This is a genomic window from Pseudomonas sp. GV105, assembly GCF_003058185.1.
Lineage (GTDB): Bacteria > Pseudomonadota > Gammaproteobacteria > Pseudomonadales > Pseudomonadaceae > Aquipseudomonas > Aquipseudomonas veronii.
In genome coordinates, this window is record NZ_QBUF01000007.1 from 71,958 (window position 1) to 95,173 (window position 23,216).

The following is a 23,216-nucleotide window of genomic DNA, read 5'->3' on the forward strand; positions in this document are numbered from 1 at the left end:
CGCGCAGCGAAAAAAATAATTCAGGCCGGTACGATCGAGACCCAATACCGAGTCATGCGCTCGATACGCACCGGCAGCGTGCGAGCTATCAGCGTCAGTGCCGCATCGGTGTCATCCAGCGAAAAACTGCCTGTGAGGCGTAACCCTGACACCTGCTCATGACTCCGCAAAATACCGGGACGGTAACGCGAGAGCTCGGCCACCAGCGTATCCAGGCGCAGGCGATTCGCTGGCAAAATTCCGCGCAGCCAAGCCTGGGTGACCAGCAGGTCGGCGCGGTTTGGCACGCCGATCCCGAAGCGGTCCACGCGTGCCTGCCATCCTGCCTCAAGCGAGGATGGCGCTTGTTGGCCCCGTGAGTGCACCTGCACCTGGCCTTCCAGCACGGTTACCTGCGTGCCTTGCCGATCATGGCGCACCTGCAAATGCGCTTCGCTACTCTGCAGGATCGCGTCCGGTGTGATTAGTTGCAGCGAGCGCGACTCTGCTCGCACGCGCAAGGCCAACTCACCCTCGATCATTTGGATGCGCCGCACCTGATCAGTGAAATCCAGGTTCACGGCACTGGCCGTGTTCAGCCACAGCGAGCTGCCATCAACCAGCGTCCACTGGTGACGCTCGCCCGTACCTGTACGGTGGTTCGCCAGTGCGGCGCGCACCGGCGTGGAACCCGCGCCTTGCCAGGCAACCCCGCCAACCGCACCAAGGACCAGCAGGCGCTTGAGTACCTGCCGACGTTTCTGCATGTCCGGTCCGGCCGACTCCAGTGCCCTACGCGCGGTGGCATCGCGCAAAAGATTCGCTCCAGGCTGTTGCAACAGCAGCAAGCTGGCGACACGTTGCCAAGCCTGTTCATGCTCATTGCTCGCCTCGCGCCAACGCTGCAATGCGTCCAGATCAGGCGCACTCATAAGCCCGGACTGCATCCTGACAAGCCAATCAATGGCGATATCGCGCACCTGCGGACTAATCTCGGCCCTCATTCGAAACGGCTCGCATAGCAAACACTGAATGCCTTGCCCATGGCTCGTTGCACTTGAGCCTCGGTCAGCCCCAACTGCGCAGCGATCTGCGGATACGTGAGGCCGTCGAGCTGAGACATGAAGAAAATCTGCCGTATGCGCTCGGAGAGGCCAATCAGCAGCGAGTCAAGTTGCAACAAGGTTTCGATCACCAGATACCGGTCCTCGGGTGACGATTCCACCCCCTCGGGCCGAGCAGCCAACGCTGCAAGATAAGCCCGCTCAATCTCCTGACGGCGCCAGCGATTGACCAGCAGTCCATTGGCAATCGCCGCTAGAAACGCCATGGGCTGACGCAACTCGCGCACCTGCTGAGGGGCGCGCAGCACGCGGATGAACGTGTCGTGGGCCAAATCCTCGGCGTCGGCACTGTGCCCCAACCGCCGGTTCAGCCAGCCCCGTAGCCAGCCGTGATGATTCTCGTACAACTGTTCGACGGACGATGTTGGGCTGGCATCCTGCATGTAAGGCTCGCACTGCGCGAATGATAATGCTTCTCATCCTATTGATCGAGCGGGTGGTTGTACAGTGTTTATCATGTTTGATGTGGTGGAATTCTCCGCCAATATTCCTGAATGCCTTTGAATTACCCTGACCGGGTTTATTCGAACGCGAGAATGTTATCCCTCCAACTCTATCGGTCGCTGCAAAATGTCCGCTCCTGGCCGATCGCTGCCTTTCGCGAAGAGCAACTTAGGGTCGATTTTAGCCGGTCACAGAAGGCAGAAATGGGCTATCAGCGACATTACCGTGTCGATCTTTTAGCTTGCTGAAACGTTTCATCACGTTTATAAAAATGGCACAACTCCAAGAAAGGCTGCCGCCATGACCCCGCTCAAACTTTTTGTTGCCATCAGCGCACTGTCCGCTGCCTCCCACGCCATGGCCTGGGATTACGTTCTGCTCGACACTGACAAAGCCGCCCAGAGCTGGCAGATCACCAGTCAGCAACTCGGAATAAAAACCGACAAACCCTTCAGCGTTACCTTGCGCACCTTGCACGGCGGTCGGCAGGAGGGCGTCAGCATCGTCGACATCGATAACGGCACGATGAAACTCTCGGTAGTGCCGACTCGCGGAATGAACGTCTTGCAGGCCTCGGTTGGCAATGTACGCATGGGCTGGGATTCGCCGGTCAAGGAAGTGGTCAATCCGTCTTTCATCGAACTCAATGGCCGCGGTGGTCTGGGCTGGTTGGAAGGTTTCAATGAGCTGGTCACCCGCTGCGGATACGAATGGGTCGGCCACCCCGGCGTCGACAACGGCGAACTGCTGACCCTGCACGGTCGGGCCGCCAACATTCCTGCGAATAAAGTCACGCTGCATATCGATGAAAAACCACCGTACGCCATCACCCTGCGCGGCGAGCTGAAAGAGCAGGCGTTCAAGAAGGTCGACTTCTCGGTCGCGACCGAACTGGTCACCGAACCCGGCAGCGTCGTGTTCGCCCTCAACGACACCCTGACCAACAACGGCGACTATCCGAAGGAATACCAGGCGCTGTATCACAGCAACTTCAGCACCCCGTTCCTGGAGCAGGGCGCTCGTTTCGCCGCGCCGGTGAAACAGGTGTCGCCGTTCAACGACAAGGCCAAGGACGATCTCCCCGACTGGCAAACCTACCGCGCACCGACCAGAGACTACGACGAAACGGTGTACAACGTGGTGCCGTATGCCGATGCCAAGGGCGATACGTTGACCGTGTTGCATAACAAGGCCGGCAGCCTGGGCGTTTCGGTCGGCTTCAATACTCAGACACTGCCCGTGTTTTCCCTGTGGAAAAACACCGACACCCAAGGCCAGGGCTATGTCACGGGGCTGGAGCCGGGGACAAGTTTTTCCTACAACCGCCGTTATCAGCGGCCACTGAATCTGGTACCGACAATTGGGCCCAAGGAACACAAGCAGTTCCGCATCAGCTATAGCTTGTTGGCGGATAAGGCGGCGGTGGATAGAGCCTTGAAGCAGGTTAGCGAGATTCAGGATGGGCGGGAGACTGAGGTGCGGCAGACGCCGTTGGTTGATCTTACCAAGGGGTGACACGGGCAGGAGCATTGTCGGCCGATATTGCAGCCCCTCGGCCATGTGTTCGCGTCTGAGCCCATCGGCTTGTTCAAGGTCCACCAGCAAGCGCGCGACCTTGAGCGGCGATGGGCTGCTCGCAACGATTCGGTCACTGTCTGCGGTTGGCCGATTTCTGCCCGTCACGAACGGCAGAAGTCGGCTAGAAGCGGTCATCGCGACGATGCAGTACGATGCATGCCTACCGGTAGATCATTAGGACTAACCCATGCAATTCCATGGTTTCGTGTTCGGGCATATCGAGGTTGAGATTCACAGCCGTGCCTACGATCTGCATAACTTCTACCAAGCCAGCGCTATCAGTTACGACATCTTGGATCGGTCGGTTGTAGTTAGCTTTACTCGACGGAGTGACTCTTGGGTGCCGACTGAAGAAGCACGCAAGATTACTATCAGCTTCCATGAGGTTGACTACTTTTCAGCGAGTGGGCGGGATGAAAACTCGGCTGACAGTGACGGTAATGTTCTTCATTCGATTGGAGCGGTGGAGTCCAGTGCTGAGACACAAACCTTCTACCTCACAGATAATATCCAACCAAATCATCACCTTGTCATGCGCTTCGAGTCTGGTCTGACATTACGAGTACAGGCCGTTGAAGCACGGTGCGAAATCGTTTTCTGACCGGCGCATAACTAGGGCCCTCAACGACCCATAACTGCCGCTGGCGACAGATAGAAATCGGCCAGAAGCTGCCTCTCTATAACAAATGATCAGAACACCCTGTTCACAACCCCATGCTTCCAGACGGCGCCCACATGAACTGCCTTCGGTTTTTCATGGGTGCTGCGTTTCACGCACAAATTCGATCAGCGCCTGTAGCGCTGGCGGTACGTGACGCCGGCTGGAGTAATAGATAAAAAACCTGCTTGGCAGGGCTTTCCAATCTTCAAGAATTTCCTCCAATTGCCCCTGAGCCATGTAGTCCCTGGCCATCTCCTCATACACATACGCGATCCCGGCACCGTCCTTCGCGGCTTGGATCATCAAGGTGTCATCTTCCAGTATCAACGGTCCTGCCACGGCCAGGCGCATGGGCTGGCCCTCGGCACGATATTCCCACTTGTACAGTTTGCCGCTTGGGAAGCGTCTGCCAATGCAGGCGTGTTCAAGCAGCCTTTGTGGCGTGTCCGGTGTCCCGTGCCTTCTGAGGTAACCGGGGGCAGCAACGGTGACAAATCCCTGCGGTGAGCCCACCGGGACGGCGATCATGTCACCGGCAAGGCTCTCGCCGAAGCGCACGCCTGCATCGAAGCCTTTGTCGATGATGTCGCTCAATCCATCGTCAGCCACCAGCTCCACGTTGACACGTGGGTAGGCGGCAGTGAATGGCGCCAGCAGTGGCGCAATGACGAGGTGGGCTGCGGGTCGCGATACGTTCAATCGCAGCGTACCGGTGGGAACTTCTTGTTTGAAGGTCAGTTCATGCAGCCCTTTGGCGATCTCCGCCAACGCTGGAACCAGCGTAGCGAGCAGTTGATTGCCTGCTTCAGTGGGCGTCACGCTGCGAGTGGTACGGTTGAGCAGCCTGACTCCCAGCCTGCCTTCCAAGGCGCGCATGGCGTGGCTCAGGGCCGATGCAGACACCCCTCGCTCGTCGGCCGCTTTGCGAAAGCTGTGATGGCGAGCCACTGCGGCGAAGGCGTCGAGTTCGGAAAGATCGCATGGGGTTTTCATGAATAGGGTTCAGTAGTTCAAACACGATTGGCTATCTTATCGTCGGTAACCTCCCCATGGATACTTTGCGCATCAATCGATGTGAGGTGTTTATGCAAAAGAATCGACTGGGTACGTCCGAGTTGTTGATTTCGCCAATTGGCATGGGCACTTGGGCCATTGCGGGGCAAGGGTGGGAGTTCAGCTGGGGGGCACAAGATGACCGAGATAGCCTGGCGGCATTGGAGTACGCGGTCGAGCGCGGCGTCAACTGGATCGACACAGCGGGGGTCTATGGACTCGGCCATGCCGAACGGTTGACGGGGCAATTGCTGCGTCAGGTGCCGGCTTCGCGTCGTCCATTGGTATTCACCAAAGGCAGTCTGGTGTGGGATCCCCAGACCCGTGAGATTTCTCATTCGCTCGCCCCCCAGTCACTGATGAAAGAGATCGAGGACAGCCTGCGTCGCTTGCAGGTCGATGTCATCGACCTCTATCAGATTCACTGGCCAGCGTTCCCGGCAGATGGGACCAGCGAAGGCATCGAGGAGGCTTTGGCGACTCTGGCCCAAGCCAAGGCGCAGGGCAAGATAAGGGCAATTGGCGTGTCAAACTTCGATGTTCCCCAGCTTGAGCGAGCCCGCTCGGTCACCGATATCGCCTCCCTTCAACCGCCGTATTCAGCTTTGATGCGTGATATCGAGGACCATATTCTGCCTTATTGCGCAACGGCGCAGGTCGGCGTGATTGCCTACTCGACTTTACAATCTGGCCTACTGACGGGAAGCATGACCCGCGAGCGGATTGCACAGCTGCCCGACGACGACTGGCGAAAATCGCGCAGCGCCGACTTCCAGGAACCTCGCCTCAGCAAGAATCTCGCTTTGGTAGAAGTGATGGCAAACATTGGTGCCAGGCATGGGGTCAGTGCGGCGGCCATCGCCATCGCTTGGGTGCTGCGTGATTCGGCAGTCTCCGGCGCGATAGTAGGCGCACGCCGGCCTGAACAGGTGAATGGATTGATCGATGCCATCAGCGTTCGTCTTGGCCAGGCTGAAATAGAAGAAATCAGCCACTATTTACCTGAAGGTATGGGTACGAACGTACCCAGCAGTGTGGCCTGAGCAAGCTGATGTCTGCCGGTTGATGCTCAGTGGCGTGTGATCTCTGGAGTCAGCGAGTGACTCTTGGAGATCATTCGGGTTGATAGCCCGCTATCGGCCAATACCGGCCAGTCGGTTACCGGCAGAGTCGACAGAAGGACGAGCCACCAAGACCGGTGTTGACTACGCCCGATCTATTCGCCCGGAGTAGCAACCCTGCTTGGCATTGTGAACGTGAATGTAACTAACCTCTGGATTGGCAAACATCCGGGTGACTACAGGTTCTATTGCTATTCCATCCGCTACGTCGGCGTCGAGCATCATCCCATCATCAGTGAACGCGCGAAGTGATAGCAGGCGTATTCGCATAGACTCAGGTACCTGATCGACTGCGTTATAAGCTTGCGTGGCCCACTCCCGTATGAAGATCGCGTGTGAGGCGCGGTATGGCGTTTTGGCTGGCTGACAGACATGGTTGAGTAAAAGCACGCTCTGACCTAGCTCCGCATCTTTCATTTCGATACGGTCAGGAAACCCTGGGTTGCTGTCGACGATATAACGCTTCATCCCAAGAGATGCCAGCTCTTGGTCGGGCAATCCAAACAGTGACTGGAATGGTTCGGGGGAAAGGCCAGTTATACGGAACGCCATGGTCGAACTCCTATTGGTTTGGAGTCCTATCAGACTGGAAGTCGTACAGTACTTACTATCCGATTCTTGCTGCTTTATTCAAGCTGCCGCGACCGGCTGCTTCGGGCCGATTTCTGATTTTTGGCAGCGCTAGCGACCGGTCAAAACCTGACATCGGATCGATGTGCGCGGGCCTGGCGCGATGTTGAAACATGTGACGTCGGACGGACTTGGGGTCTTTAAACCGGTCGGTTTAGAAAGACCAAGCGTGCTGCCAGAGCAGCCATTACCGCAGCGAAGCCATAAGCGCCTAGGCGTTTGGAGATCAAGCCTTTGCGCAGGCGCGCATGAAGCCGTCCGGCGCAAAATCCGAGCAGGGAATGAAACACCAAGGCGATCAGCGCAAGCAGCACACCCAAGAACATCAATTGCAACGTGACGCTGCTGCTGCCTACGGTGACGAATTGCGGTAGGAATACCATGAAGAACAACAGCGCTTTTGGGTTTAACAGGCTATTGAGCGTGGCTCGGGTAAAGATTTTCCGCAATGAAGCCTGCGTAGGTTGAGTGTCAGTATCCGAAGGGGGAGCCTTCAATGCTTGCCAAGCCAGCCACATCAGATAGCAAGCACCTGCCCACCGCAGCAAGTCGAACGCCGGTGCCCAACTCATCACCAGCGCCCCTAGACCCGCGCTAACCAGGACGGTCATCAGCAAATCGGCCAGGGTTATTCCGAGTGCTGCCGCGAGGCCAGCTCGCCAGCCGTGGGCAACTGCGTGGCTGGTGACGATTGCCATGTTAGGGCCCGGCACAATAAGCAGCAGCAAGGCGGCAACAATGAACAGGTAGAGATTCGTAGCGTCTGGCATCGCGCAATACCTCCTTGGATGAGGAGCCATGCTAACCGGCAATGTTCAGGTAGAAGCAGATACAGCGGGGGGGTATTTGGGCGCTACAGTCTGGTGCAGAATGAGTCGGCCCTGAATTCGCAGGCACTCGATGTCTGCTCCTGGCCGATAGCTACCGTATGCAACTGAACGCTTCCGCCCCAAAAAAGCGGTCCCTAATCGCCGAATAAAGGCTAAGAAACCTGATCACCTATCACTATGATGGATGCTCCGAAGATTACGTGAGATAGCCGGGTAACCTCAGTCAATGCCCGTAATGGGGCAGGCAAATCGAATAGTTTCAGTGGATTCTGGGGACGGTATTGCAGCTCATACCCCCTCAACGCCTGGCGTGAATCGCGATGAACGTCCGACCAGTCGTAAGCAAAGAACCCACGTTTAGCAAATTCAACGAAAGCGTTTGCACCAGCCCCAACAGTGGCCCGATCTACATCGGACACTTTCGGCAAGGAAAGGACAAATTCTTCGGAGTTTTCGACGGAGGGTATCGCGGAATCAGGAACTGGTCCGGGGCCACCTGTAGTGAAGAGCGCAACCTGTCCGAGGGCGTCGGTAGCGACCCATCCAACGTCAAAGTCCTGAAGAACGAAGGGAGCCATCATTTGCACCTACTTTTGAAGAGGGGACGAGTTGATTTCCCAACTCTGCTTACCAGCCCAGAAAGCGTAAAAGTGCGTAGACAAACTCTCAAAGCGGGAAGAAATTCGAAGGATTTATTTTTCCAGCTTAAAGATCTGCTTCTGGCCGATATCCGCTACCACCCTGAAACTCACGCACTATCTGCACAACCAGCGGCTTCACATATTTCTCAATGGTATCAATCTCCGGCGGATCATCATGGCGCACCCACTCCCCCTGATCAAAGGCCTGATAAAGCGAGAAAGCAGGCTGCGGCATGTCATTGGTCATGCCCACATCAACGATGGCAGCGATGAGCCCGTTCATGACGCCATCGCAGAACTCGTAAGTCAAAGCCCCTGCCAAGTAGCCTTCAGCAACCGCTATGGATAGCTCGTTCAGCAGATTGCTGGGGGCCACGCCGAATTCCTCGCAGGTGGCAGCAAGATCATTCAACGTTAAACCGTAGGCTTCGGCTTCAACCAAAAGCTTATTGCGTTGGTTCTTTGGCAACCTCCCGTCCACGGTTCCCTTCCACGTTACGGATGTCGTACCCGTGTCACTCATAATACTTCCCAGCCAGCAAAATGGCCGCACAGCGATGCCAAACATTGGGTATCGACCTATCCTCTTGGGCAAGTCGGGAACTGGCGTCTGCCCACGAAGCTGCCGCATCAAAAAACGCGTCAACGGACACATTTTCCCAGCCAAGAGCACTTGGCCCATAGACCGATGAAGGCGATGTCTTTTCAATTAAACGCCCGCTGGCGAAATCTACACCGAGGGCTTCGATAAATCGTATGAACGACGGTTCATCTCTGACGTGCGCCAACAACTCATGAAGATCTACAGGGCTATGCATAGGTTTCCTGGAAGCACTTAATGATTGATCACATGCTGCTGCACTGCATCGTGAACGGTCAACTCGGCTATCCAGGCTTTCAGGCCGGGGATGTGATGCGCAGTGACCGCTTCTGGCCGATTTCTGCCGGTCATGCCCACGAGTCGTGCTGGTCAAATCCGATGCAAATGACTGGTCCGCTCGAACGCAAACGGATGGGCAAGTCCGTGCACTAACCCCGCTCAGCAATGATCGCCGTTATTTTTGCAGCATGGCCGGATAGGCGTAGACAGAGGTGAACAGCCAGAAACAAGAAAGCCCGCACGAGGCGGGCTTCTTGAGGTGATTCATAGACTGCTGTAGACGTCTATGGATCGGTACTTGGCGTACACAGACATTTGAACTGGTATGTTAAGTTGCTGTTTTAGTTGTTTATTTTCATGGTCGTATTATTAAGGGATACACATGGGGATACACGGCGCTTGCTGCTGGGGCGTTTTGGCCTGTCTCACGCTGGCTGAAAAAACCGTTTAGGTTCGTTGCTTTGTCCCCGACGAACGGTAACGGCATCGCGATAAACCCGCCACAAATGCAAAGGTATGGTCGACACCACCACTTCCATTGATGGATCAATCCAAAGTGGCCCGACTATCTCGTTCTTCGCTTTTGAGGAGTCATCGCCACATCTTGCAGCGGTGATCCTGGAGTCGTGTTGCACCTTCACCGCAAGCGCTACCCTGTTTCGGGGTAATGGTCAGTTGCCTTAAGGTGAGTTCCACCTGATAGTGATAACTCGTTGGTCGAGATGCGTTCGTGCCTATAAACCAATGAATTCTGTCCATTTCGCCCTTCGCTTGCAGATCGCTAAAACCGCACTAATCTCCACATCAACAAAAACCAATGGATGGGGGGATGGAATGGCAAGCTTAGATAATCACATTTTGATGGCTTTAGGCCATTATAGGTCTTTGGTTTCTCAGCATTTCCAGTGTCCAGTTTTGGCTTATGCAGGTCCCATCCATCCAGCGGTATTGAGCGCTTACGTTGTAGCTGTGGAGGCTATTGTCGCCCAAGCTAAGAGCACTGACGTACAGGGCCGGATCTGCATTTTGCTCGCTACACCCGGCGGTGTAGTTGAGGCCGTAGAGAAAATGGTAGAAGTTACTCGCCATCACTTCACTGAGGTGCTTTTTGTCGTGCCCACGGCTGCGATGTCTGCCGGAACCATTTTCTGTATGTCTGGCGATAAGATTTTCATGGACTACACGTCTTCTCTCGGACCAATCGACCCACAGGTCCCACTTGAGAATGGAAATCTTGTGCCAGCACTTGGTTATATCGATAAGGTCAACGAGCTCATAGAAAAGTCAGCTAATAACAAGCTGACTGACGCCGAACTTTTGATGTTACAGCGGCTAGACCTCGCGACACTGCGTCGCTATGAGCAGGCAAGGGATCTTTCCGTGAGCCTTCTTAAGCAGTGGCTGGTGAAATACAAATTCAAGGATTGGGCGACGCACTCGATCACTAATCCGGGCGCCCCGGTCACGCAAATCGAGAAGGAACAGCGCGCCGAACAAATCGCCAAAGACCTCAGTGATAACAATCGGTGGCATTCTCATGGTCGGATGATTGGAATCCAGACATTGACCGACGGTCTGAAGCTTAAGATTGAGGACTATACGAATGACTCAGTGCTTAGGCAGAATCTGCGCATTTATTCGGAACTGCTTGCTGAGCATGCAGAGCGCCAGCAATCAGCCTTTATGCTTCACTATCAATAACGGACCACGAGGGATCACAGATGACCATCGACAAGCGTACCTCTGAAGCGGTACAGCGAGAGCTCGCCCAACGCTCGACTGATCGAGCTCAGCGTCTGAATGATATGAACGATCGCTTTGAACGCTTGGTAAAAAGCGGAGCGGTCCAGCCGGAGCGTTACAATATTGCTCCTATCAATCCGATGTCCCTAACCACCCAGAACACCTTTTCTTAAGTGGCTATGGCATGACAAAAGGCCCCTTTTAGGAGGGGCTTTTTTGTGCCTGACTGGTTTAAGCCTGTTCTACCAGGTAGCACTATTTCCAGCGGGTCACCTACAAGCGCATCTCCCTGATGACCCGCCTTAGCTCAGATCCTTGCGAAAGGGCGCGCCGGGCGTCCTTGGTGAGCTGGTCGAGCGCTTGCTCCTCGAATGCTGCCGCCATTGCGCTGGCCTTCCTGACAATCAGCAGCGCCAGCTCCGGCGGAAACACCACCTTATCGGCGGGTAGATAATCACAGTCAATAACGGACACGGCTCTATCCTCGGTACGCGGTTGATGCTGGCGCCGGAATGAAGCGGGCCAGCAGATGACCTGCAGATGTTATCAGCGGGCGTGAGCAACTACCTTGAAACCGCGTGCTGGCTAGGCTGACATACCGACCGGTTTCCGCTCCAGGGTGAACGACTCGTTCACCACCTGCTCCGACCTGCTGTCAGGTCGCTGGAAGCCCCGGAAAATACTTGACGAGCATCAAGCACCAGCACGCCACCTTTAACGCTGGAAGCGGCGCATTGCTTGGGCTGGGGACAATTTCCCCGCGGGCTGTCCGCGAAAATCCGTCTAGTGCCTGTCTAGTATTGCCCGGCGCGCTTAGCATTCGTGTGGCCCGGTATTTCACCACCCCATCCCGCCAGCAGGGCCTCGATATTGAGCGAGTAATTACCTTGACGGCCGCCTCTCGAATTTTAGACGAGGCTGGTGCTGGTCTAGCCAAGCGAATGCCCGCAAAGCATTGTCCTGCTTGGCTTTGAGCGTTCCCGCCGCTGGTGGCGCCAGATAAATCCGTCAAGACCTGTCTAAAATTTTGTCAAGGCTGGTCAAGGATTATGGCCGCGTTTGCCGGGTTCGATCGTGCGCCACTTGTCCCGCAAGTGACTGTCGCGGCTCGCCCCTGTTTCTGGACGACGTGGCTATGCGGCCGCATGCCCGATCTGCCATCAGCCCTTGCTGGCTATGGCCTGCGGGCCGGACCGGAAGAACTGCGGCCTCTCCAGCCGTCCAGAGCCTGTCCAGAATCCTAACCAGCGTCACGACTGGCCCAGACTCCCGGCGACGGTCAGCTCAGCAATGCCCTGGCGAATGAATACCAGGTTCTCATCGAGCGTTTCGAGAGCGCCGCGCACGTTGTTTGCAATGTCTGCCGATCCGCGCTGTTCGACCCAGTTGGAAAGCTCCTCCACCGCGGCGCCCAGGGCGAGCTGGTTTTGATTGAGGCGGTCGAACAGGCTGGCGATCAATTTGGTGTCCGTCATGGTGGCTCTCCGTGTTTCGAGGAAGCGTAGCACCGGTGCCTGGAAAGCTGTCTGGGGTCTGTCGGGGGTATGAGACGGCAAAGCCCGGTTCTTTGACGGCCCCCGCATGGAGCAAGCCTCAGACGCCCACCCTGCTTGGATTCCGTCTCACGCCTGTCTTACATTCCGTCAAAGCGTGGTCAAAGTGGCTTCCATTCTGAGTGAATGAAATAGTCCTCTCCTTACAATATCCGTACCTCCCATCAAGCGTATCAAATCCATTTGTAGTGCTAATCTCCCATGGTTATTTACCTCTTTGAAAGGTCGGCGCAGGACTGAAAACACATGAATAAAGACGATGAATGGAAGCTTTTTAGATCTGTTTTTGGGTTGAATTTTGATGGTTTAGTTTGCGAGTCTGAGGCCCCTGATTTTTCAATTTCATCTGTTGAAGGTCTAACTCTAGGTGTTGAAGTTACAGAAGTATACTTGGATAGTACGGAAGCTAGATTGAAATACCATGAAGGCTATCTCGCTAGCTTGTTGGATGGGAACGGAAAGGTCTTCCGATCAGATAAGGGGAAGATGGTTGTTGATGAGATAAAGTTGCTCGATGAAAGTGGTGAGGTTCGGTCTACGCAGATTGCTGTAATGCGAGATGTTCTAAAGTTTGATGATGCAATTAAGTTGGTTTGTGACTCTATCCTCGCCAAATGTAAAAAGGTACCTGCATACCTCATTTCCTGCGATGCCGTGGATCTTATAGTTAATGACTCGTCAGGTTTGTTTTTTATAGAAAGTGACGATGATTTTCATCGTTTTTTCTTTCACAAGTTTGATCGTAATATTGTTCCTCTAATTAAGTTTAGAGAGGTGTTTTTTATATGCTCGCTATGGGGCGGGCGTCGAATATATATGCCATTGAGGCTGAATTTATTTTTGTGTGATTATTTGGCAGTTTCCGTTGTTATAGAGTCGGAGCTGGGCAGGACGTGGAGTGATTCTGAGCAAGACTTTGATGTGCTATTGTTAAGTTTGTATGAGATCGGTTATCAAGATTTTTCTTACGATATCGTGGCAGGAAACCTCTCTGTCGATCTTGGGGCCTCAATCATAGAATTTACTGATGCGGGCATCATCATAAAGGATCATACAAGCTACTTAGTACCCCATGAATTTAATAAAAGCATATCGAAGATTAGATCGTCGACATCAGGTGAAAGCCTTGAAATTGCCCGAAGAGTTTCAGCGAGAAGGTGGGAGAATATCGCGCATGTGCCAATTTACTCTCCTGTGGCTGACGGGCCGAACTAGGAGCCGCCATAAAATTTCAGTGCGGCTTACGGTTTCCAGGTAAAAGCTCTATTTCAGGTGGAAACCGCAGTGGAAACTAGCGCCTGGCAACCATAACTTTTGATAACAGGCTGGCGGCCTAGTTCGCACCAGGTTCGCGTAAGAGGGTGCGAACCTCAGTGCGAACCTGCTATCGGTACGTGCCCAAATGCGTACCAACCGTGCGTACTGAGCTGCGTACTTCCTGTGCGCAATTTGAGGAGTTACTGTGCAGTCCAGAGGCCGTTGCTGAGGTTTGAGCGTCTGCGGACCGCCTGGCCATCACTCGGCCCAGTGCGTGAATATGCTGCGTGAAGGGTGCGTGAAACCTTGCCGAGGGAGGGCTTCGCGCATTGACCACGTGCGCGACGGACGTGCGCGAAGCACTGCGCGAAAACGTGTCCACCGTCACCTGACGAGAGTCGTCCATGGGGTGTTTCGCAAATTGGGCGTCTTGTGGCAGTGACCAGCGCCAATTGGTCACTGATGGTGGTCACCGCGCCTGGTCAACGCGGGGTATCCATCTTGGATCAGCGTCAATTCGTGGATACCTAGGTGGATACTGGCAGGTTTTGACCCATACATAGTAGTCACACACGCCCAGCGGGTCGGTAGGCTGCATCCAACGTCCAGACCACTAGGTAGCTTTTTTGTATGGCCAACAGCTATCATCGGTAAAAATACGAATTCGGTACTTTATTTAGTGCCTCAACCCTCCTTGATATACCTAACTCAATGAATACAGCAACCCAATCCGACGCGCCGTCCGATGAAGAGTCTACAGGTCAACTCACTAATGCCGCACCACGTCAAAGAGAACTGAAAAAACCATATGACTACATTGTTGATGAAAAGGACAACGATGGTGAGTGCATAGAGAAAATTTACTCAAAACTTCCAGAGTTTGTAGTTTACAGAACAAAAAACGCAATCCGTATTGATATCAATGACGATCACGAACGTGCTAAAGAAATCATGTCTTGCCATATGAAAATTTCCGTCGACTTAGGGCGGATTTATTCTTGGCTACCCGAACAGCTTAGTGACTCGGAACCTGTCAATAAACAGATCGCTAGAGCTATGACGGCGAATGCGGTAGGTCATTATGACAAAGCCCAGTTGCTTCTTAAACATGCCGAGGAAAGAATACTAAAAACAAAAACTCTCAAGGGGCGTCTGGAATATACAGTTAGTGCGCTAAAATCGGTTGTTGTAATTGCTGCGGTTCTACTGGCCACAACTTTTTATATTGAGTCAGATGATATAAAAACCTTTCTCTATGTGATCCTGTGTGGCAGCTTAGGTGGATTGCTGTCAACTTCTATCGGTTTTTCGACTCTGGAGATAGATCTAGACGCAGACAAGAGAACCAATGTCCTAATTGGGCAGTCTCGCATATTAATTGCGGTCACAGCTGCGGTGTTTTCATATTTTGCAATTAAATCGGAAATAGCCTTCACGTTTATAGCTAAATCTCCAGAGCACTACGGCATCTATATGATTGCAATGATGGCTGGATTTGTTGAACTATTGATTCCTAATATGATGAATAATTTGGCTAGAAGTGACAAGACATCCAAGCCAGAGTAGCCGACCGTCCGCTTCTGTCCGATTTCTGCCGTTTGCTCAGCGCCAACGACCTTTAAAAGTCTGTCATCGGGGGAGCACCAGAACCTGACAAAACCTGACATCGGATCGAGTGCTCAAGCCAGGCTCGATGTTGACAAATGTTGACATCGGATCGGCCTGGAGCAGATGACGACGCTCGCGGCCTGTTGGCAAAAGTTAGTCCGGGGAGGTGCAATTGTTCAGGTTGGGAGGACATTCGGGCGCGCAACTCATCTTTTTGGAGAAATCCGAATACTGTCAGTTAAGCGCGAGGGTAGTATTTGACGGTGAGGTCTGCCGACCAAGACGCATAACGATAGGACGCGGGCGAAGATATGTTGCTGACAAAAACTAAGAGCAATACACCATGACCGAACCCAGCTTGCGCACACCGGCTGACTCTGACCGTGTGGAGCTAATTGAACTTCTGAAGCAGGCCAAACGACTTGCCACCCGATACCAGCAGTTGACCGGAAAGCCCCTAGGTATCACTGGCGAAATTGCCGAGTGCGAAGCTGCTGCGATTCTTGGTTTGGATCTGCACGCGGCGCGTACAGCGGGTTACGACGCCACAGAAATAAGGGAAGGGGGTTCGGTCCAAATACAGATCAAAGGGCGGGTGATTGCCAATTTGAAAAAAGTTGTCGGCCGAGTGGGCTCCATTGACCTCAGGCAGCCATTCGATGTTGTCCAGTTGGTTTTATTAGATGCTGACCTGAACGCATTCGCGATCTACGAGGCAGAGCGCCCAGCTATTGAGGAGTTGCTGACTAGACCTGGTTCAAAAGCTCGGAATGAGAGGGGGTCTGTCGGCATCCCCCAATTTAAGGCGATAGCACGATTACGTTGGGCTCGTTGAGTTCGTGGCCGAAATTGCTTTGGTGGATGACAATTATGTATGGGGTTACTTTTGGTGGTTACCTGAGTGGTTACCAGCGATATGGCGAAACAGACGATTTGGTCTGAGTGAGACCATATCGTCTGTCTCAAAGCGTGACAAAGCCGCCCGAAGGTGGCCCTATCTTTTCGCTACAGCGTGGTAGGGAGAACGTCTAAAACACCGTCACCGCTTGTTGATATTCGGTAGTTTTTTACCTTTCCGCCACTGACGATTGCCTCTCGCTCTTGTCTGTCCGCGCCCATCCCGCAGATGCCGCTTCCTTGGTATGCCGCACCGACAACAACAGACCCTGCTGGGACGTGGAGGGAAACCTTCTCTCCAGGCTTGAGTAATGCCGCCACTTTTCCGTCTACGAAAAGGCCAACCGAGCAAAGGCTTCCCGTATGGCCCGTGTCGCGGGTTACCGACAGCGTGCCGGTACCTGGGGAGCTCGTCTGATATGCGAGAACCCTTTCAGGAGGCACCGCAACAGCGGTTTTCGTGGGTACCGGAGAAGTAGCACAGCCGGCCACCAGGGCAACCAGGGCGGCAACAGCGGTAATTTTCAGCATGAGAGCTCCTTTCCATGAGGTGGCCACTTTAGCACCGCCCTGTGGCTCCTACATCTGGTCTTCTGCGTAAATGGCAGCACTGATGATCGCTCCGCCTACCCGCCGTCTGCCGTAACAGAGCGGCACCGGATTGCCACTGGCCGTGGTGTTCTTGGCACTGCCAAAGGCGTATCCAGGCGTGTTCTCGGGCGCGGCGCTGGTCTTGAGGCCGCCGGCCTGAGGGCTGAGCATCTGAATTATCCCTCCGATGGACATTGCAGCGCCTGCCGAATACAGAAAAGGTGACGCGGCAGCGAATGGGGTGAAAGACAGCACGTATGCTGCTGCAATCAATATCCCGCCAACAATGGTTTGAAGAGAGCCTGCACGCTTACTGCCGGTGATCACGGGCGCAATGATGATGTCGCCTGCGCCCTGGAAACCCAACTCCGTCTCTCCGACATTCTTCTTGCCCACGAACACTGCAAACTCCAGACCTCTCGACTTGGCGTTGGAGATAAATCTCTCGAGCCCGGGGATCTGCACGCATAAGGCTTTTATGGCTTCCGCCGGCGTGCGGACGGCGAGCGGGTAAGACTTTCCGAATTGTCGCAACTGCGCGCAAAGCCTAATGTTTCTCATCGGGGTGTATTCAATCGAAAGTGCGGGCATGATTTGTTTCTCCTACTTGTCGCTGGTGGTGTGGGTTGGTACTTCGGCGCCGATCTGCATGGCGAGCATCATTCGGGATGCCATGGCGTCGTCACGGATCGCCTTTTCACGGCGCGGGTCAGGGTTCCACGCCCAGCAATGGGTGGACACAAACGCTCGAGCGAACGGCTCTATTGGCTTCATCAGATCTACTGCTATACAAGCCTCATCCTCGGTGTAATACGGGCCATCGATCTCCTTACGGCCGCCCTTGACGATGCGGTCAACGCCCCAGACGTAATACCCAGCCACCGCTTTCGGGTTGATCGCGAAGTCAGTCACCTTGCACGCCTCGGCGAAACGCTCCCGGTGCGTGGGCGCCTGGCCCGTTGTGTTGCTGTCTTGGTCAGTCATGTTTTCCTCTATGCGCCGCTGGCGCTGGTCATGGGCTGCTGCCCGGTGGTGTTGCTCGTTGTCGCGCCACGTTTTCGTGATTCGCAAAACGTGGCGCGGAAAATGGTCAGTCGCCGACGATGCTCAGGGCGGGCGGCAGCTTTGGGCCGAACGGCGCACCAGGGGCGAATGGGTCGGGTAGTTGGTCTTCTGGGCATTCCCTGATGAACCGGATCATGGCCGCGTGGCAGGCTTGATACAGCGGGCCACCGGCGCCCCATTCGTCGCTCTTGCGGTCGGCGCTGTCCTCTAGCTGGGATAGGTGCGCCACTCCGCGAAGGCTGGTATCACCGTCTGCGCTGGCCTGTTGGCGATGTACTGGGTTGACGCTTAGCAGGTCGCACATCTGGTCGAAGCCCAACGCCTGCGCCAGCCCCTCACGGTCGAACATCAGTGATTGGCCAAACCCAGCAAGTGCGCTCCACGCTCCGCTGCGGGTAGCCTCCTGGTGTTCGTTGGCCTGCTCCTCCAGCTCCGCAATGGTCTGCCGGGTGAATGGGAGAAACGCTTTCAGCTTTCCCGCTTGCCGGCGTAGGGCTCGCCGTTCACCGCGGATAACGTCGAGCTGGTCAGCAATGGCGCGACATATTCGCCGGGTGGTGATGAGCTGCGTGGCGGCGCTGATGCCGGGTTTCATACCGATGTTGCACAAGCGGGTGATAAGGCTGGGCGTCATTGGTGCGCCTCCATAGGTGTGGCGTCGTAGCTGGCGCGCAGGTGGGCGCCAGCCGTGCAATAGCGGCCCGTGGGCGCGTAGCAGCTCCGACAAACCATAATGTGGGTGAGGTACTGGTCACGGGCTTGCCGCCATTCGGGCGTGGCGGTGGCGGCGCTTGCGTGTGGGCTTGTGATGAGTCGGGGAGTGCGCTCGACAGGGTTGGCCAGCACCAGGCGCGGGCGAGGTTCAAGGCGACTCCGCAAATTTGTGGAGTCGGCACCTGCAATGGCTGGCGGCATGTGATCGAGCAGGCTGGAAAGGAGGCTCATACCGTCACCTCGGCATGATTGCCGGTAATCCAGTGTTCCTGTGATTTCAAAAACACCGGCAACAGCGGCAACAGTGGCAACAGCCCCGTAAACCGTGGCCTCCAGGCGTTGCCGATGCTGCCAAACTGTTGCCACCGGTTTTCTACCGGCAACAGTGATAACCAAATGAAGGGAAAGTGCGGGGTTCTTATGTTGAAAATGAGGTGTGCGTTGCCAGTTGTTGCCACTTTTTTTATAGGGTGGCAACGGCTGTAAGCCACGCCACACAAGGCCGTTGCCGGTGTTGCCACTGTTGCCAGTGATTCTAGGTTCCTGTGAACTTGGGCAATCTGGATTGCTGGTCTTTGAGTGACGTTCATACGCCACCGCCTTCACGATCCATGATGTCTGGATCGATCACATAGAGACGAGCCTGGCCACCACCAGGGAGTCGGTAGTTTTTGGTTTTACGCTCGTTGTCACGGCGTGCGAGGACGTTAGCGCTCTCCAGAGCCTTGATGATGCGAGACATGCCATAGCCGTGCGCCGCCTCGATGAGCGCCGACTTGTTGAACAGGTACAGGCGGTTGGTGCCCGCCAGCTCCCAGTAACCGGCCCGGTTGAAAACCTTGGTGTCAGGCGTTTGATCGTCGACATCTGAAAAGCGGCTGCTACCGTGGCGGTCGATAAAGTCCAAGATGCCGGCCAGGATCTGTCGATCCTCTGCATTGCCACTACCAACCCGGCTGAGCCACTCGCCGTACAGCAAGCGGCAGTCGGCGAGGGCGGTACCCGGCACCCAAGGCAGCAGGCCATACGCGATTGCCATTTCACCGGCCAGTGCGATCACTGCAAACCGATCGGCTACGCGGCCGGCCTGGGCGTTATCTTCAACAAAGCTGGCGCGTACACCGGCGAAGTCTTCCAGCAGGCCCGTTCGGTCGTCGCTCTCGAGCAGCTTCTCGACAAAGGCTGGCCCAAGATGGCCGTGGTGGGCGCCGACCGCCACGGTGAGCTGTCGGTGAAAGTCCGCTCCCTCAAGCCCGTGCAATTCGTCGAAGGCCCGGTGTGTGCGGGTACCGGCGTTCACGTCGACCATGCGCAACTCGGCGCCAGCGTGGGCGGCATTGCCGGATATGGCCGCGTGTTCAGAGAGTGAGCGCTCGCCGCTGGAGAGTGTCAGCAGGCGCCAGCTCAATTTAGCGCGGCCTTCGCGCTCACGGGTCATGGTGCCCTTACCCTGGCCGTTGGCGAGGGAGTACGCCATTTCCTGTACGCGCTTGGGGTCGGCGCGCTTTATCTCATCCAAGGGCAGGATGGTGTCATTGCGGCTCGATGCTTCGATCTCCAGGCCGCCCTTGGTCATGTCCCAACTGGCGGCGAACACGCCCGGGTCGCCCCATACCGACGAGCCGATCAACTGCGCCAGCGACTTGCCGCTTGAGCTATCGCCCACCAGGTGAACACCACCGCCCAGCACGCCCACCAAACTCAGCAGTGGGCCAGCTAGTGAGCAGCCGATCGCCAGCGTCAGCACCGGGTTGCCCGCGCACTTGGCGGCCACCTCCGATTGCCACAGCGCCAGCTCGCCGCGCCGGCTGAAAAGTACCTGAGCCTTGTTGCTGGCCTGGTACCGCACATTGGCGCTGCCGACGGTTCGCCCAGGCAGCACGAATGCGCCCGATTCATGCCAACCCGGCCGGCTGGTGGTGGCAAACACTTCTGCAGGATGCTGGTCGAGCAGGTACTCCATGAACGTGCCGCGCTTCTTGAGGGCGATAATGACGCCCATCCCGAACAAGGCACGCCGGGCGTCCTCGCCGCTGCCGCCGAACACTTCCATGGCGATGATCCATTCCTTGATGCCGCCCTCTGTGACTAGGCGTAGCAGCCGGCCCTCGCTGCCATCGTCGCTGTTGGTGGTGCGGGCGACGACGGTGACGGGGCTGGAGATCCACTCATCATTGATAGGCCGGTCGCCGGTATCGCCCTCGGCGTCGTCCTGGTCAGCGGCGGCGCGCTTGAAGCTATGCCAGTAAACGCCCGGGCGCAGCTTGCGGCCCTTCTCATTGATCACCCAATGCTCATACACCGCCCAGCAGGGGCGATCTGGCGCAATGGTCGCGGCGTCCGGCCGAAGATTGATCACGTTGGTGTCAGGCTTGGACATGGGCGAGTTTCCAGTTGGCGAGGTCGTTGAAGTCGGTGAGGTCATCGGGAGCGCCTTCCGGCCACTCAGGGAAAGCCACTTGGCCACCCACCGCCGCCGCCGCTGCGTTTGCCGCTGCGCGCCCCGGGTTGCCATCGGTGAGCCGGTCGTCGTCGCCGGCGATGACGATTGGCTGGCCCGGGTAGCGAGCGCGTAGGCTCATCGCCGCCGGGATCAGGTTGCCCGCGTTCATGGCAGCGGCAACGACATAGCCGCCGTGCTGGTGGAGGCTGGCGGCCGTCGCCCACCCTTCGCAGATGCAAAGCACAGAACCTGGCTCGATGATGCCCAGCGGCGAATAGGTGCCCTTGATCCGTCCGCCGAACAGGAAGCGCTTGTCGCCGTCCGGGGCAATTCGTTGCAGGTTGACCAAGCGCCCATCCAGATAGAGCGGGATCAGCAGGTCAGTGCCACGCTGGCGCAGGCCGTAGGAGCGAACTGCCTTGGCTACCAGATACGGATGGTCGGGTGAGGCGCGGCGCGCATTGCGCCACCAGTGGTTAGCCTTCTCGGCGGCCTGCTGCTGGCGCCGGTGTTGCTCGGCTTCGCGCTGGCGCCGGGCCTGGTCAACTCGCTCGCGGATCTGGACCGCTTCGCGGGCGTCCACCGGTTCGCGACTACACCAGGTGCTGGCGCCGCCGGCTTTCCAACTGCCGAACGCGCCGGATGCAATGCCGTCCAGGTACAGCACATACCAGCCGTTGAGCGAGCCAAGCTTATCCTCCGGCACCCGGAACCTGTGGATTGCACCGTCGGGCTCTGGTAGCCAGTCGAGAGGGCCATAGACGGCCTGGAGCGCATCACGGAATAGGATCGTTGCGTTAGTCACGCGGCCCCCTTCGGCGGGGTAAACCGCTTGGCCAAGTTCTCCAGTTTCTGAGTCAGGCGTTCAAGCTCATCGCAGTGGCGGCCTTGGTCGCCTTCCGAGATGCGCAGCTCCAGGAAGCCGACTAGGGTTTCCACCAGTAGGGCATAGCTGGTGCTGTCGATGTGGGCGCCCGCTGTGAGCGGCACGCTGCTGCCCTTGCGCTTGATTGGGGTCACGTTACCCATGGGTGACCACCCGGCGATCAGCGCCAGCAAAGGCCCGGCAAACTTGACCGTTGTTCACACCGTGCCAGTGGGTGATGTCGTCGATCCCGTCAACCAGGCAGGCCGTCACTTGAGCGTCAGCACTACGCATAACAACGCGCCCACACTCAGCGTCGGCCTCGCTCAAGAGCGGCCCCAACAATGCCTTGGGCACCTTCGGGTGGGTGACGTAAAACAGTTCGGTGGCTTTTTTCAGGCAAGCCGATCCCGTCGACGCAGATGCGCCGTTTTGAATTTTCATGCTTAACCTCTTAGGTCAGTGCGTCGGCGGTTCGCGTGAGTACGCGGTGGACAAGATGTGGGGCTGATAAAAAGGATCGAATGTGAACGCATGTGCTGGCTCATAGGGCGACCTCGCGGTATTGCTGAGCGCCGCCTAGGTCGTCCGATCCGAATAGGGCTTGATTGACAGCCTTCCGGCTTTCCAGCATCAGATCGTGTTCATCATGCGTGCCGACGCCCGCCGCCACCCAGTCAGGCAGTTCCTTGCGGCGCCGCATCTCGTTCAAGTGCGTCCACCACCGGGTCGCGTGTGAGCGCTCGGCAGAAATCGCGTCGGCCACATCGTTGCTGCGCTGGTCCAGCAGGTAGTGCGGCAATGGTGCTGTCTTCTTCGCCTCGGCGTTCGCATCATCCAGCTCGTTTTCCATGCACTCGCACCACTGATAAATTTTCGTGGACCAGTCATTCGCCTCGAGAATGCCGAGTTGGGCGAACGCGTTGCCGGTACTGTCTTCGGGGAAGTGCTGGAGCATTAATGTGAAGATCGCGTGCATGTTGCCTAGCGCTTCCTGTGCTTCGTACAGATCACTAATGGCGGTTTCGGCGATTTCTTTGTAGGAGCGGCTCATAGGGCACCCCCATCCAATTTAAAACGCCGATAAAGATCGTAGCTCGCATCATTCAGGCCGGGCCGGTACTTGGTCCTCAACAAATCGCGCACCCGATCTTCAAGCATGGCAGTTATGCCCGCGATGTCGTCAGCCGAGGAATAACGCATCATGACTCGCAGAAGCTCTGCGCAATATGCCTTCTGGATCTCAAGAGGATGTCTCATTGCTCACCCTCGACGCCCAGACCAGTGCACCCGGACAGAGCGGCGGAGATTGCCTCGCGGTCGCAGTCGGCGGTGTTGGCACCGTCAGCGGCCAAATTCCACGCGACGTCTACCAGGTTGCGGACGTGCTGACTGGTGCCCTTGTCTGCCAGTGCGGCGTAGAGGACGGCCTCAATCTTGCGTAGAGCGATCTGGGCGCTCTCGAGATCCTCGAGCGCATCGTGGGCAACTTCCTGGATGACGCGGGCGGGAGTATTCATTGCGCACCCCCGATAGACT

At 56.2% G+C, this 23,216-nt stretch carries 29 protein-coding genes; 9 read left to right on the forward strand and 20 right to left on the reverse strand.

The window, feature by feature from the left end:
• Positions 1 to 20 precede the first annotated feature (20 nt).
• Both C8K66_RS14940 and C8K66_RS14945 read right to left on the reverse strand, forming a co-directional pair.
• A complete protein-coding gene (locus C8K66_RS14940; RefSeq protein WP_079442791.1) occupies positions 21 to 983 on the reverse strand; it encodes a FecR domain-containing protein in 963 nt (320 codons plus the stop codon).
• Complete coding sequence (locus C8K66_RS14945; RefSeq protein WP_108525226.1) at positions 980 to 1,486, reverse strand: sigma-70 family RNA polymerase sigma factor; 507 nt, start codon at positions 1,484 to 1,486, stop codon at positions 980 to 982. The genes C8K66_RS14940 and C8K66_RS14945 overlap by 4 nt, the downstream gene beginning before the upstream one ends.
• Before the next feature lie 361 nt (positions 1,487 to 1,847).
• On the opposite strand from C8K66_RS14945, the gene C8K66_RS14950 reads away from it, so the two are divergent.
• Both C8K66_RS14950 and C8K66_RS14955 read left to right on the forward strand, forming a co-directional pair.
• A complete protein-coding gene (locus tag C8K66_RS14950) occupies positions 1,848 to 3,062 on the forward strand; it encodes an aldose 1-epimerase family protein (protein ID WP_057005660.1) in 1,215 nt (404 codons plus the stop codon).
• 250 nt (positions 3,063 to 3,312) lie between these two features.
• Entirely contained in the window at positions 3,313 to 3,726 is a 414-nt protein-coding gene (locus tag C8K66_RS14955; protein WP_079442793.1) for a hypothetical protein, read from the forward strand.
• A 153-nt stretch (positions 3,727 to 3,879) separates the two neighbouring features.
• Here C8K66_RS14955 and C8K66_RS14960 read toward each other — a convergent pair whose 3' ends face one another.
• Complete coding sequence (locus tag C8K66_RS14960) at positions 3,880 to 4,779, reverse strand: LysR family transcriptional regulator (protein WP_079442794.1); 900 nt, start codon at positions 4,777 to 4,779, stop codon at positions 3,880 to 3,882.
• A gap of 92 nt (positions 4,780 to 4,871) precedes the next feature.
• Here C8K66_RS14960 and C8K66_RS14965 point away from each other — a divergent pair, with 92 nt between their 5' ends.
• On the forward strand, positions 4,872 to 5,882 hold the full coding sequence (locus C8K66_RS14965) for an aldo/keto reductase (protein WP_057005667.1): 1,011 nt from the start codon (positions 4,872 to 4,874) through the stop codon (positions 5,880 to 5,882).
• A gap of 162 nt (positions 5,883 to 6,044) precedes the next feature.
• Here the strand turns inward: C8K66_RS14965 and C8K66_RS14970 are convergent, their stop codons facing one another.
• The 4 genes from C8K66_RS14970 to C8K66_RS14990 form a co-directional block, all read right to left on the reverse strand.
• Positions 6,045 to 6,512 (reverse strand): DUF1203 domain-containing protein, encoded by a 468-nt coding sequence (locus C8K66_RS14970; protein ID WP_108525228.1) that lies wholly within the window; start codon positions 6,510 to 6,512, stop codon positions 6,045 to 6,047.
• Positions 6,513 to 6,730: 218 nt separating this feature from the next.
• Complete coding sequence (locus tag C8K66_RS14975; RefSeq protein ID WP_108525230.1) at positions 6,731 to 7,360, reverse strand: LysE family translocator; 630 nt, start codon at positions 7,358 to 7,360, stop codon at positions 6,731 to 6,733.
• Positions 7,361 to 8,125: 765 nt separating this feature from the next.
• Positions 8,126 to 8,530, reverse strand: coding sequence for a hypothetical protein (locus tag C8K66_RS14985; protein ID WP_132849947.1), 405 nt, complete (start codon positions 8,528 to 8,530; stop codon positions 8,126 to 8,128).
• A 46-nt stretch (positions 8,531 to 8,576) separates the two neighbouring features.
• The gene (locus tag C8K66_RS14990; RefSeq protein WP_093121147.1) at positions 8,577 to 8,879 is read right to left on the reverse strand and encodes a hypothetical protein; all 303 of its coding nucleotides are present in this window, start codon (positions 8,877 to 8,879) and stop codon (positions 8,577 to 8,579) included.
• Between the two features lie 20 nt (positions 8,880 to 8,899).
• On the opposite strand from C8K66_RS14990, the gene C8K66_RS14995 reads away from it, so the two are divergent.
• From C8K66_RS14995 to C8K66_RS15005, 3 genes are all read left to right on the forward strand, one after another.
• Entirely contained in the window at positions 8,900 to 9,094 is a 195-nt protein-coding gene (locus C8K66_RS14995) for a hypothetical protein (protein WP_108525236.1), read from the forward strand.
• 681 nt (positions 9,095 to 9,775) lie between these two features.
• Positions 9,776 to 10,642 carry a serine dehydrogenasease gene (locus C8K66_RS15000; RefSeq protein WP_108525238.1) on the forward strand — a complete coding sequence of 289 codons (867 nt, stop codon included), beginning with the start codon at positions 9,776 to 9,778 and terminating at the stop codon, positions 10,640 to 10,642.
• A gap of 20 nt (positions 10,643 to 10,662) precedes the next feature.
• Positions 10,663 to 10,857, forward strand: a complete 195-nt coding sequence (locus C8K66_RS15005) for a hypothetical protein (RefSeq protein WP_108525240.1) — start codon at positions 10,663 to 10,665, stop codon at positions 10,855 to 10,857.
• 100 nt (positions 10,858 to 10,957) lie between these two features.
• Here the strand turns inward: C8K66_RS15005 and C8K66_RS15010 are convergent, their stop codons facing one another.
• Together C8K66_RS15010 and C8K66_RS15015 are read right to left on the reverse strand one after the other, a co-directional pair.
• Positions 10,958 to 11,158: a hypothetical protein gene (locus C8K66_RS15010; protein WP_108525242.1), complete on the reverse strand. Its 201-nt coding sequence runs from the start codon at positions 11,156 to 11,158 to the stop codon at positions 10,958 to 10,960.
• 776 nt (positions 11,159 to 11,934) lie between these two features.
• Positions 11,935 to 12,159 (reverse strand): hypothetical protein, encoded by a 225-nt coding sequence (locus C8K66_RS15015; RefSeq protein ID WP_057010581.1) that lies wholly within the window; start codon positions 12,157 to 12,159, stop codon positions 11,935 to 11,937.
• Between the two features lie 324 nt (positions 12,160 to 12,483).
• Here C8K66_RS15015 and C8K66_RS15020 point away from each other — a divergent pair, with 324 nt between their 5' ends.
• From C8K66_RS15020 to C8K66_RS15030, 3 genes are all read left to right on the forward strand, one after another.
• Positions 12,484 to 13,452: a hypothetical protein gene (locus tag C8K66_RS15020; protein ID WP_108525244.1), complete on the forward strand. Its 969-nt coding sequence runs from the start codon at positions 12,484 to 12,486 to the stop codon at positions 13,450 to 13,452.
• 753 nt (positions 13,453 to 14,205) lie between these two features.
• Positions 14,206 to 15,060 (forward strand): hypothetical protein, encoded by an 855-nt coding sequence (locus tag C8K66_RS15025; protein WP_108525246.1) that lies wholly within the window; start codon positions 14,206 to 14,208, stop codon positions 15,058 to 15,060.
• Between the two features lie 385 nt (positions 15,061 to 15,445).
• A complete protein-coding gene (locus C8K66_RS15030) occupies positions 15,446 to 15,937 on the forward strand; it encodes a hypothetical protein (RefSeq protein WP_108525248.1) in 492 nt (163 codons plus the stop codon).
• 170 nt (positions 15,938 to 16,107) lie between these two features.
• Here the strand turns inward: C8K66_RS15030 and C8K66_RS30605 are convergent, their stop codons facing one another.
• From C8K66_RS30605 to C8K66_RS15085, 11 genes are all read right to left on the reverse strand, one after another.
• Entirely contained in the window at positions 16,108 to 16,530 is a 423-nt protein-coding gene (locus C8K66_RS30605; RefSeq protein WP_115930819.1) for a hypothetical protein, read from the reverse strand.
• Positions 16,531 to 16,578: 48 nt separating this feature from the next.
• The gene (locus C8K66_RS15035; protein WP_108525250.1) at positions 16,579 to 17,181 is read right to left on the reverse strand and encodes a tail assembly protein; all 603 of its coding nucleotides are present in this window, start codon (positions 17,179 to 17,181) and stop codon (positions 16,579 to 16,581) included.
• Between the two features lie 12 nt (positions 17,182 to 17,193).
• Complete coding sequence (locus C8K66_RS15040) at positions 17,194 to 17,574, reverse strand: hypothetical protein (RefSeq protein WP_108525252.1); 381 nt, start codon at positions 17,572 to 17,574, stop codon at positions 17,194 to 17,196.
• 106 nt (positions 17,575 to 17,680) lie between these two features.
• Positions 17,681 to 18,289, reverse strand: coding sequence for a hypothetical protein (locus tag C8K66_RS15045; protein ID WP_108525254.1), 609 nt, complete (start codon positions 18,287 to 18,289; stop codon positions 17,681 to 17,683).
• A gap of 307 nt (positions 18,290 to 18,596) precedes the next feature.
• The gene (locus C8K66_RS30610; protein WP_132849948.1) at positions 18,597 to 18,959 is read right to left on the reverse strand and encodes a hypothetical protein; all 363 of its coding nucleotides are present in this window, start codon (positions 18,957 to 18,959) and stop codon (positions 18,597 to 18,599) included.
• Positions 18,956 to 20,749 (reverse strand): DUF927 domain-containing protein, encoded by a 1,794-nt coding sequence (locus tag C8K66_RS15055; RefSeq protein WP_108525258.1) that lies wholly within the window; start codon positions 20,747 to 20,749, stop codon positions 18,956 to 18,958. The genes C8K66_RS30610 and C8K66_RS15055 overlap by 4 nt, the downstream gene beginning before the upstream one ends.
• On the reverse strand, positions 20,736 to 21,617 hold the full coding sequence (locus tag C8K66_RS15060; protein ID WP_108525260.1) for a toprim domain-containing protein: 882 nt from the start codon (positions 21,615 to 21,617) through the stop codon (positions 20,736 to 20,738). The genes C8K66_RS15055 and C8K66_RS15060 overlap by 14 nt, the downstream gene beginning before the upstream one ends.
• Entirely contained in the window at positions 21,614 to 21,841 is a 228-nt protein-coding gene (locus C8K66_RS15065; RefSeq protein WP_108525262.1) for a hypothetical protein, read from the reverse strand. Before C8K66_RS15065 ends, C8K66_RS15060 begins: the two co-directional genes overlap by 4 nt.
• Positions 21,834 to 22,121, reverse strand: coding sequence for a hypothetical protein (locus tag C8K66_RS15070; protein WP_108525264.1), 288 nt, complete (start codon positions 22,119 to 22,121; stop codon positions 21,834 to 21,836). The genes C8K66_RS15065 and C8K66_RS15070 overlap by 8 nt, the downstream gene beginning before the upstream one ends.
• 100 nt (positions 22,122 to 22,221) lie before the next feature.
• Positions 22,222 to 22,731: a hypothetical protein gene (locus C8K66_RS15075; protein ID WP_108525266.1), complete on the reverse strand. Its 510-nt coding sequence runs from the start codon at positions 22,729 to 22,731 to the stop codon at positions 22,222 to 22,224.
• Between the two features lie 202 nt (positions 22,732 to 22,933).
• Positions 22,934 to 23,197 carry a hypothetical protein gene (locus tag C8K66_RS15085; protein ID WP_108525270.1) on the reverse strand — a complete coding sequence of 88 codons (264 nt, stop codon included), beginning with the start codon at positions 23,195 to 23,197 and terminating at the stop codon, positions 22,934 to 22,936.
• Between the last annotated feature and the right edge of the window lie 19 nt (positions 23,198 to 23,216).

Excerpts from the sequence above, each read along its gene's own strand:
- C8K66_RS15075 (WP_108525266.1), bottom strand. The coding sequence starts at position 22,731 with ATGAGCCGCTCCTACAAAGAAATCGCCGAAACCGCCATTAGTGATCTG.
- C8K66_RS15025 (WP_108525246.1), top strand. The coding sequence starts at position 14,206 with ATGAATACAGCAACCCAATCCGACGCGCCGTCCGATGAAGAGTCTACA.
- C8K66_RS15085 (WP_108525270.1), bottom strand. The coding sequence starts at position 23,197 with ATGAATACTCCCGCCCGCGTCATCCAGGAAGTTGCCCACGATGCGCTC.
- C8K66_RS14995 (WP_108525236.1), top strand. The coding sequence starts at position 8,900 with ATGATTGATCACATGCTGCTGCACTGCATCGTGAACGGTCAACTCGGC.
- C8K66_RS14955 (WP_079442793.1), top strand. The coding sequence starts at position 3,313 with ATGCAATTCCATGGTTTCGTGTTCGGGCATATCGAGGTTGAGATTCAC.
- C8K66_RS15055 (WP_108525258.1), bottom strand. The coding sequence starts at position 20,749 with ATGTCCAAGCCTGACACCAACGTGATCAATCTTCGGCCGGACGCCGCG.
- C8K66_RS14960 (WP_079442794.1), bottom strand. The coding sequence starts at position 4,779 with ATGAAAACCCCATGCGATCTTTCCGAACTCGACGCCTTCGCCGCAGTG.
- C8K66_RS14970 (WP_108525228.1), bottom strand. The coding sequence starts at position 6,512 with ATGGCGTTCCGTATAACTGGCCTTTCCCCCGAACCATTCCAGTCACTG.
- C8K66_RS15070 (WP_108525264.1), bottom strand. The coding sequence starts at position 22,121 with ATGAAAATTCAAAACGGCGCATCTGCGTCGACGGGATCGGCTTGCCTG.
- C8K66_RS14945 (WP_108525226.1), bottom strand. The coding sequence starts at position 1,486 with ATGCAGGATGCCAGCCCAACATCGTCCGTCGAACAGTTGTACGAGAAT.
- C8K66_RS14990 (WP_093121147.1), bottom strand. The coding sequence starts at position 8,879 with ATGCATAGCCCTGTAGATCTTCATGAGTTGTTGGCGCACGTCAGAGAT.
- C8K66_RS15030 (WP_108525248.1), top strand. The coding sequence starts at position 15,446 with ATGACCGAACCCAGCTTGCGCACACCGGCTGACTCTGACCGTGTGGAG.
- C8K66_RS15035 (WP_108525250.1), bottom strand. The coding sequence starts at position 17,181 with ATGCCCGCACTTTCGATTGAATACACCCCGATGAGAAACATTAGGCTT.
- C8K66_RS14950 (WP_057005660.1), top strand. The coding sequence starts at position 1,848 with ATGACCCCGCTCAAACTTTTTGTTGCCATCAGCGCACTGTCCGCTGCC.
- C8K66_RS15005 (WP_108525240.1), top strand. The coding sequence starts at position 10,663 with ATGACCATCGACAAGCGTACCTCTGAAGCGGTACAGCGAGAGCTCGCC.
- C8K66_RS15000 (WP_108525238.1), top strand. The coding sequence starts at position 9,776 with ATGGCAAGCTTAGATAATCACATTTTGATGGCTTTAGGCCATTATAGG.
- C8K66_RS15020 (WP_108525244.1), top strand. The coding sequence starts at position 12,484 with ATGAATAAAGACGATGAATGGAAGCTTTTTAGATCTGTTTTTGGGTTG.
- C8K66_RS14975 (WP_108525230.1), bottom strand. The coding sequence starts at position 7,360 with ATGCCAGACGCTACGAATCTCTACCTGTTCATTGTTGCCGCCTTGCTG.
- C8K66_RS15065 (WP_108525262.1), bottom strand. The coding sequence starts at position 21,841 with ATGGGTAACGTGACCCCAATCAAGCGCAAGGGCAGCAGCGTGCCGCTC.
- C8K66_RS15040 (WP_108525252.1), bottom strand. The coding sequence starts at position 17,574 with ATGACTGACCAAGACAGCAACACAACGGGCCAGGCGCCCACGCACCGG.
- C8K66_RS14940 (WP_079442791.1), bottom strand. The coding sequence starts at position 983 with ATGAGGGCCGAGATTAGTCCGCAGGTGCGCGATATCGCCATTGATTGG.
- C8K66_RS15015 (WP_057010581.1), bottom strand. The coding sequence starts at position 12,159 with ATGACGGACACCAAATTGATCGCCAGCCTGTTCGACCGCCTCAATCAA.
- C8K66_RS14965 (WP_057005667.1), top strand. The coding sequence starts at position 4,872 with ATGCAAAAGAATCGACTGGGTACGTCCGAGTTGTTGATTTCGCCAATT.
- C8K66_RS30610 (WP_132849948.1), bottom strand. The coding sequence starts at position 18,959 with ATGAACGTCACTCAAAGACCAGCAATCCAGATTGCCCAAGTTCACAGG.
- C8K66_RS30605 (WP_115930819.1), bottom strand. The coding sequence starts at position 16,530 with ATGCTGAAAATTACCGCTGTTGCCGCCCTGGTTGCCCTGGTGGCCGGC.
- C8K66_RS15045 (WP_108525254.1), bottom strand. The coding sequence starts at position 18,289 with ATGACGCCCAGCCTTATCACCCGCTTGTGCAACATCGGTATGAAACCC.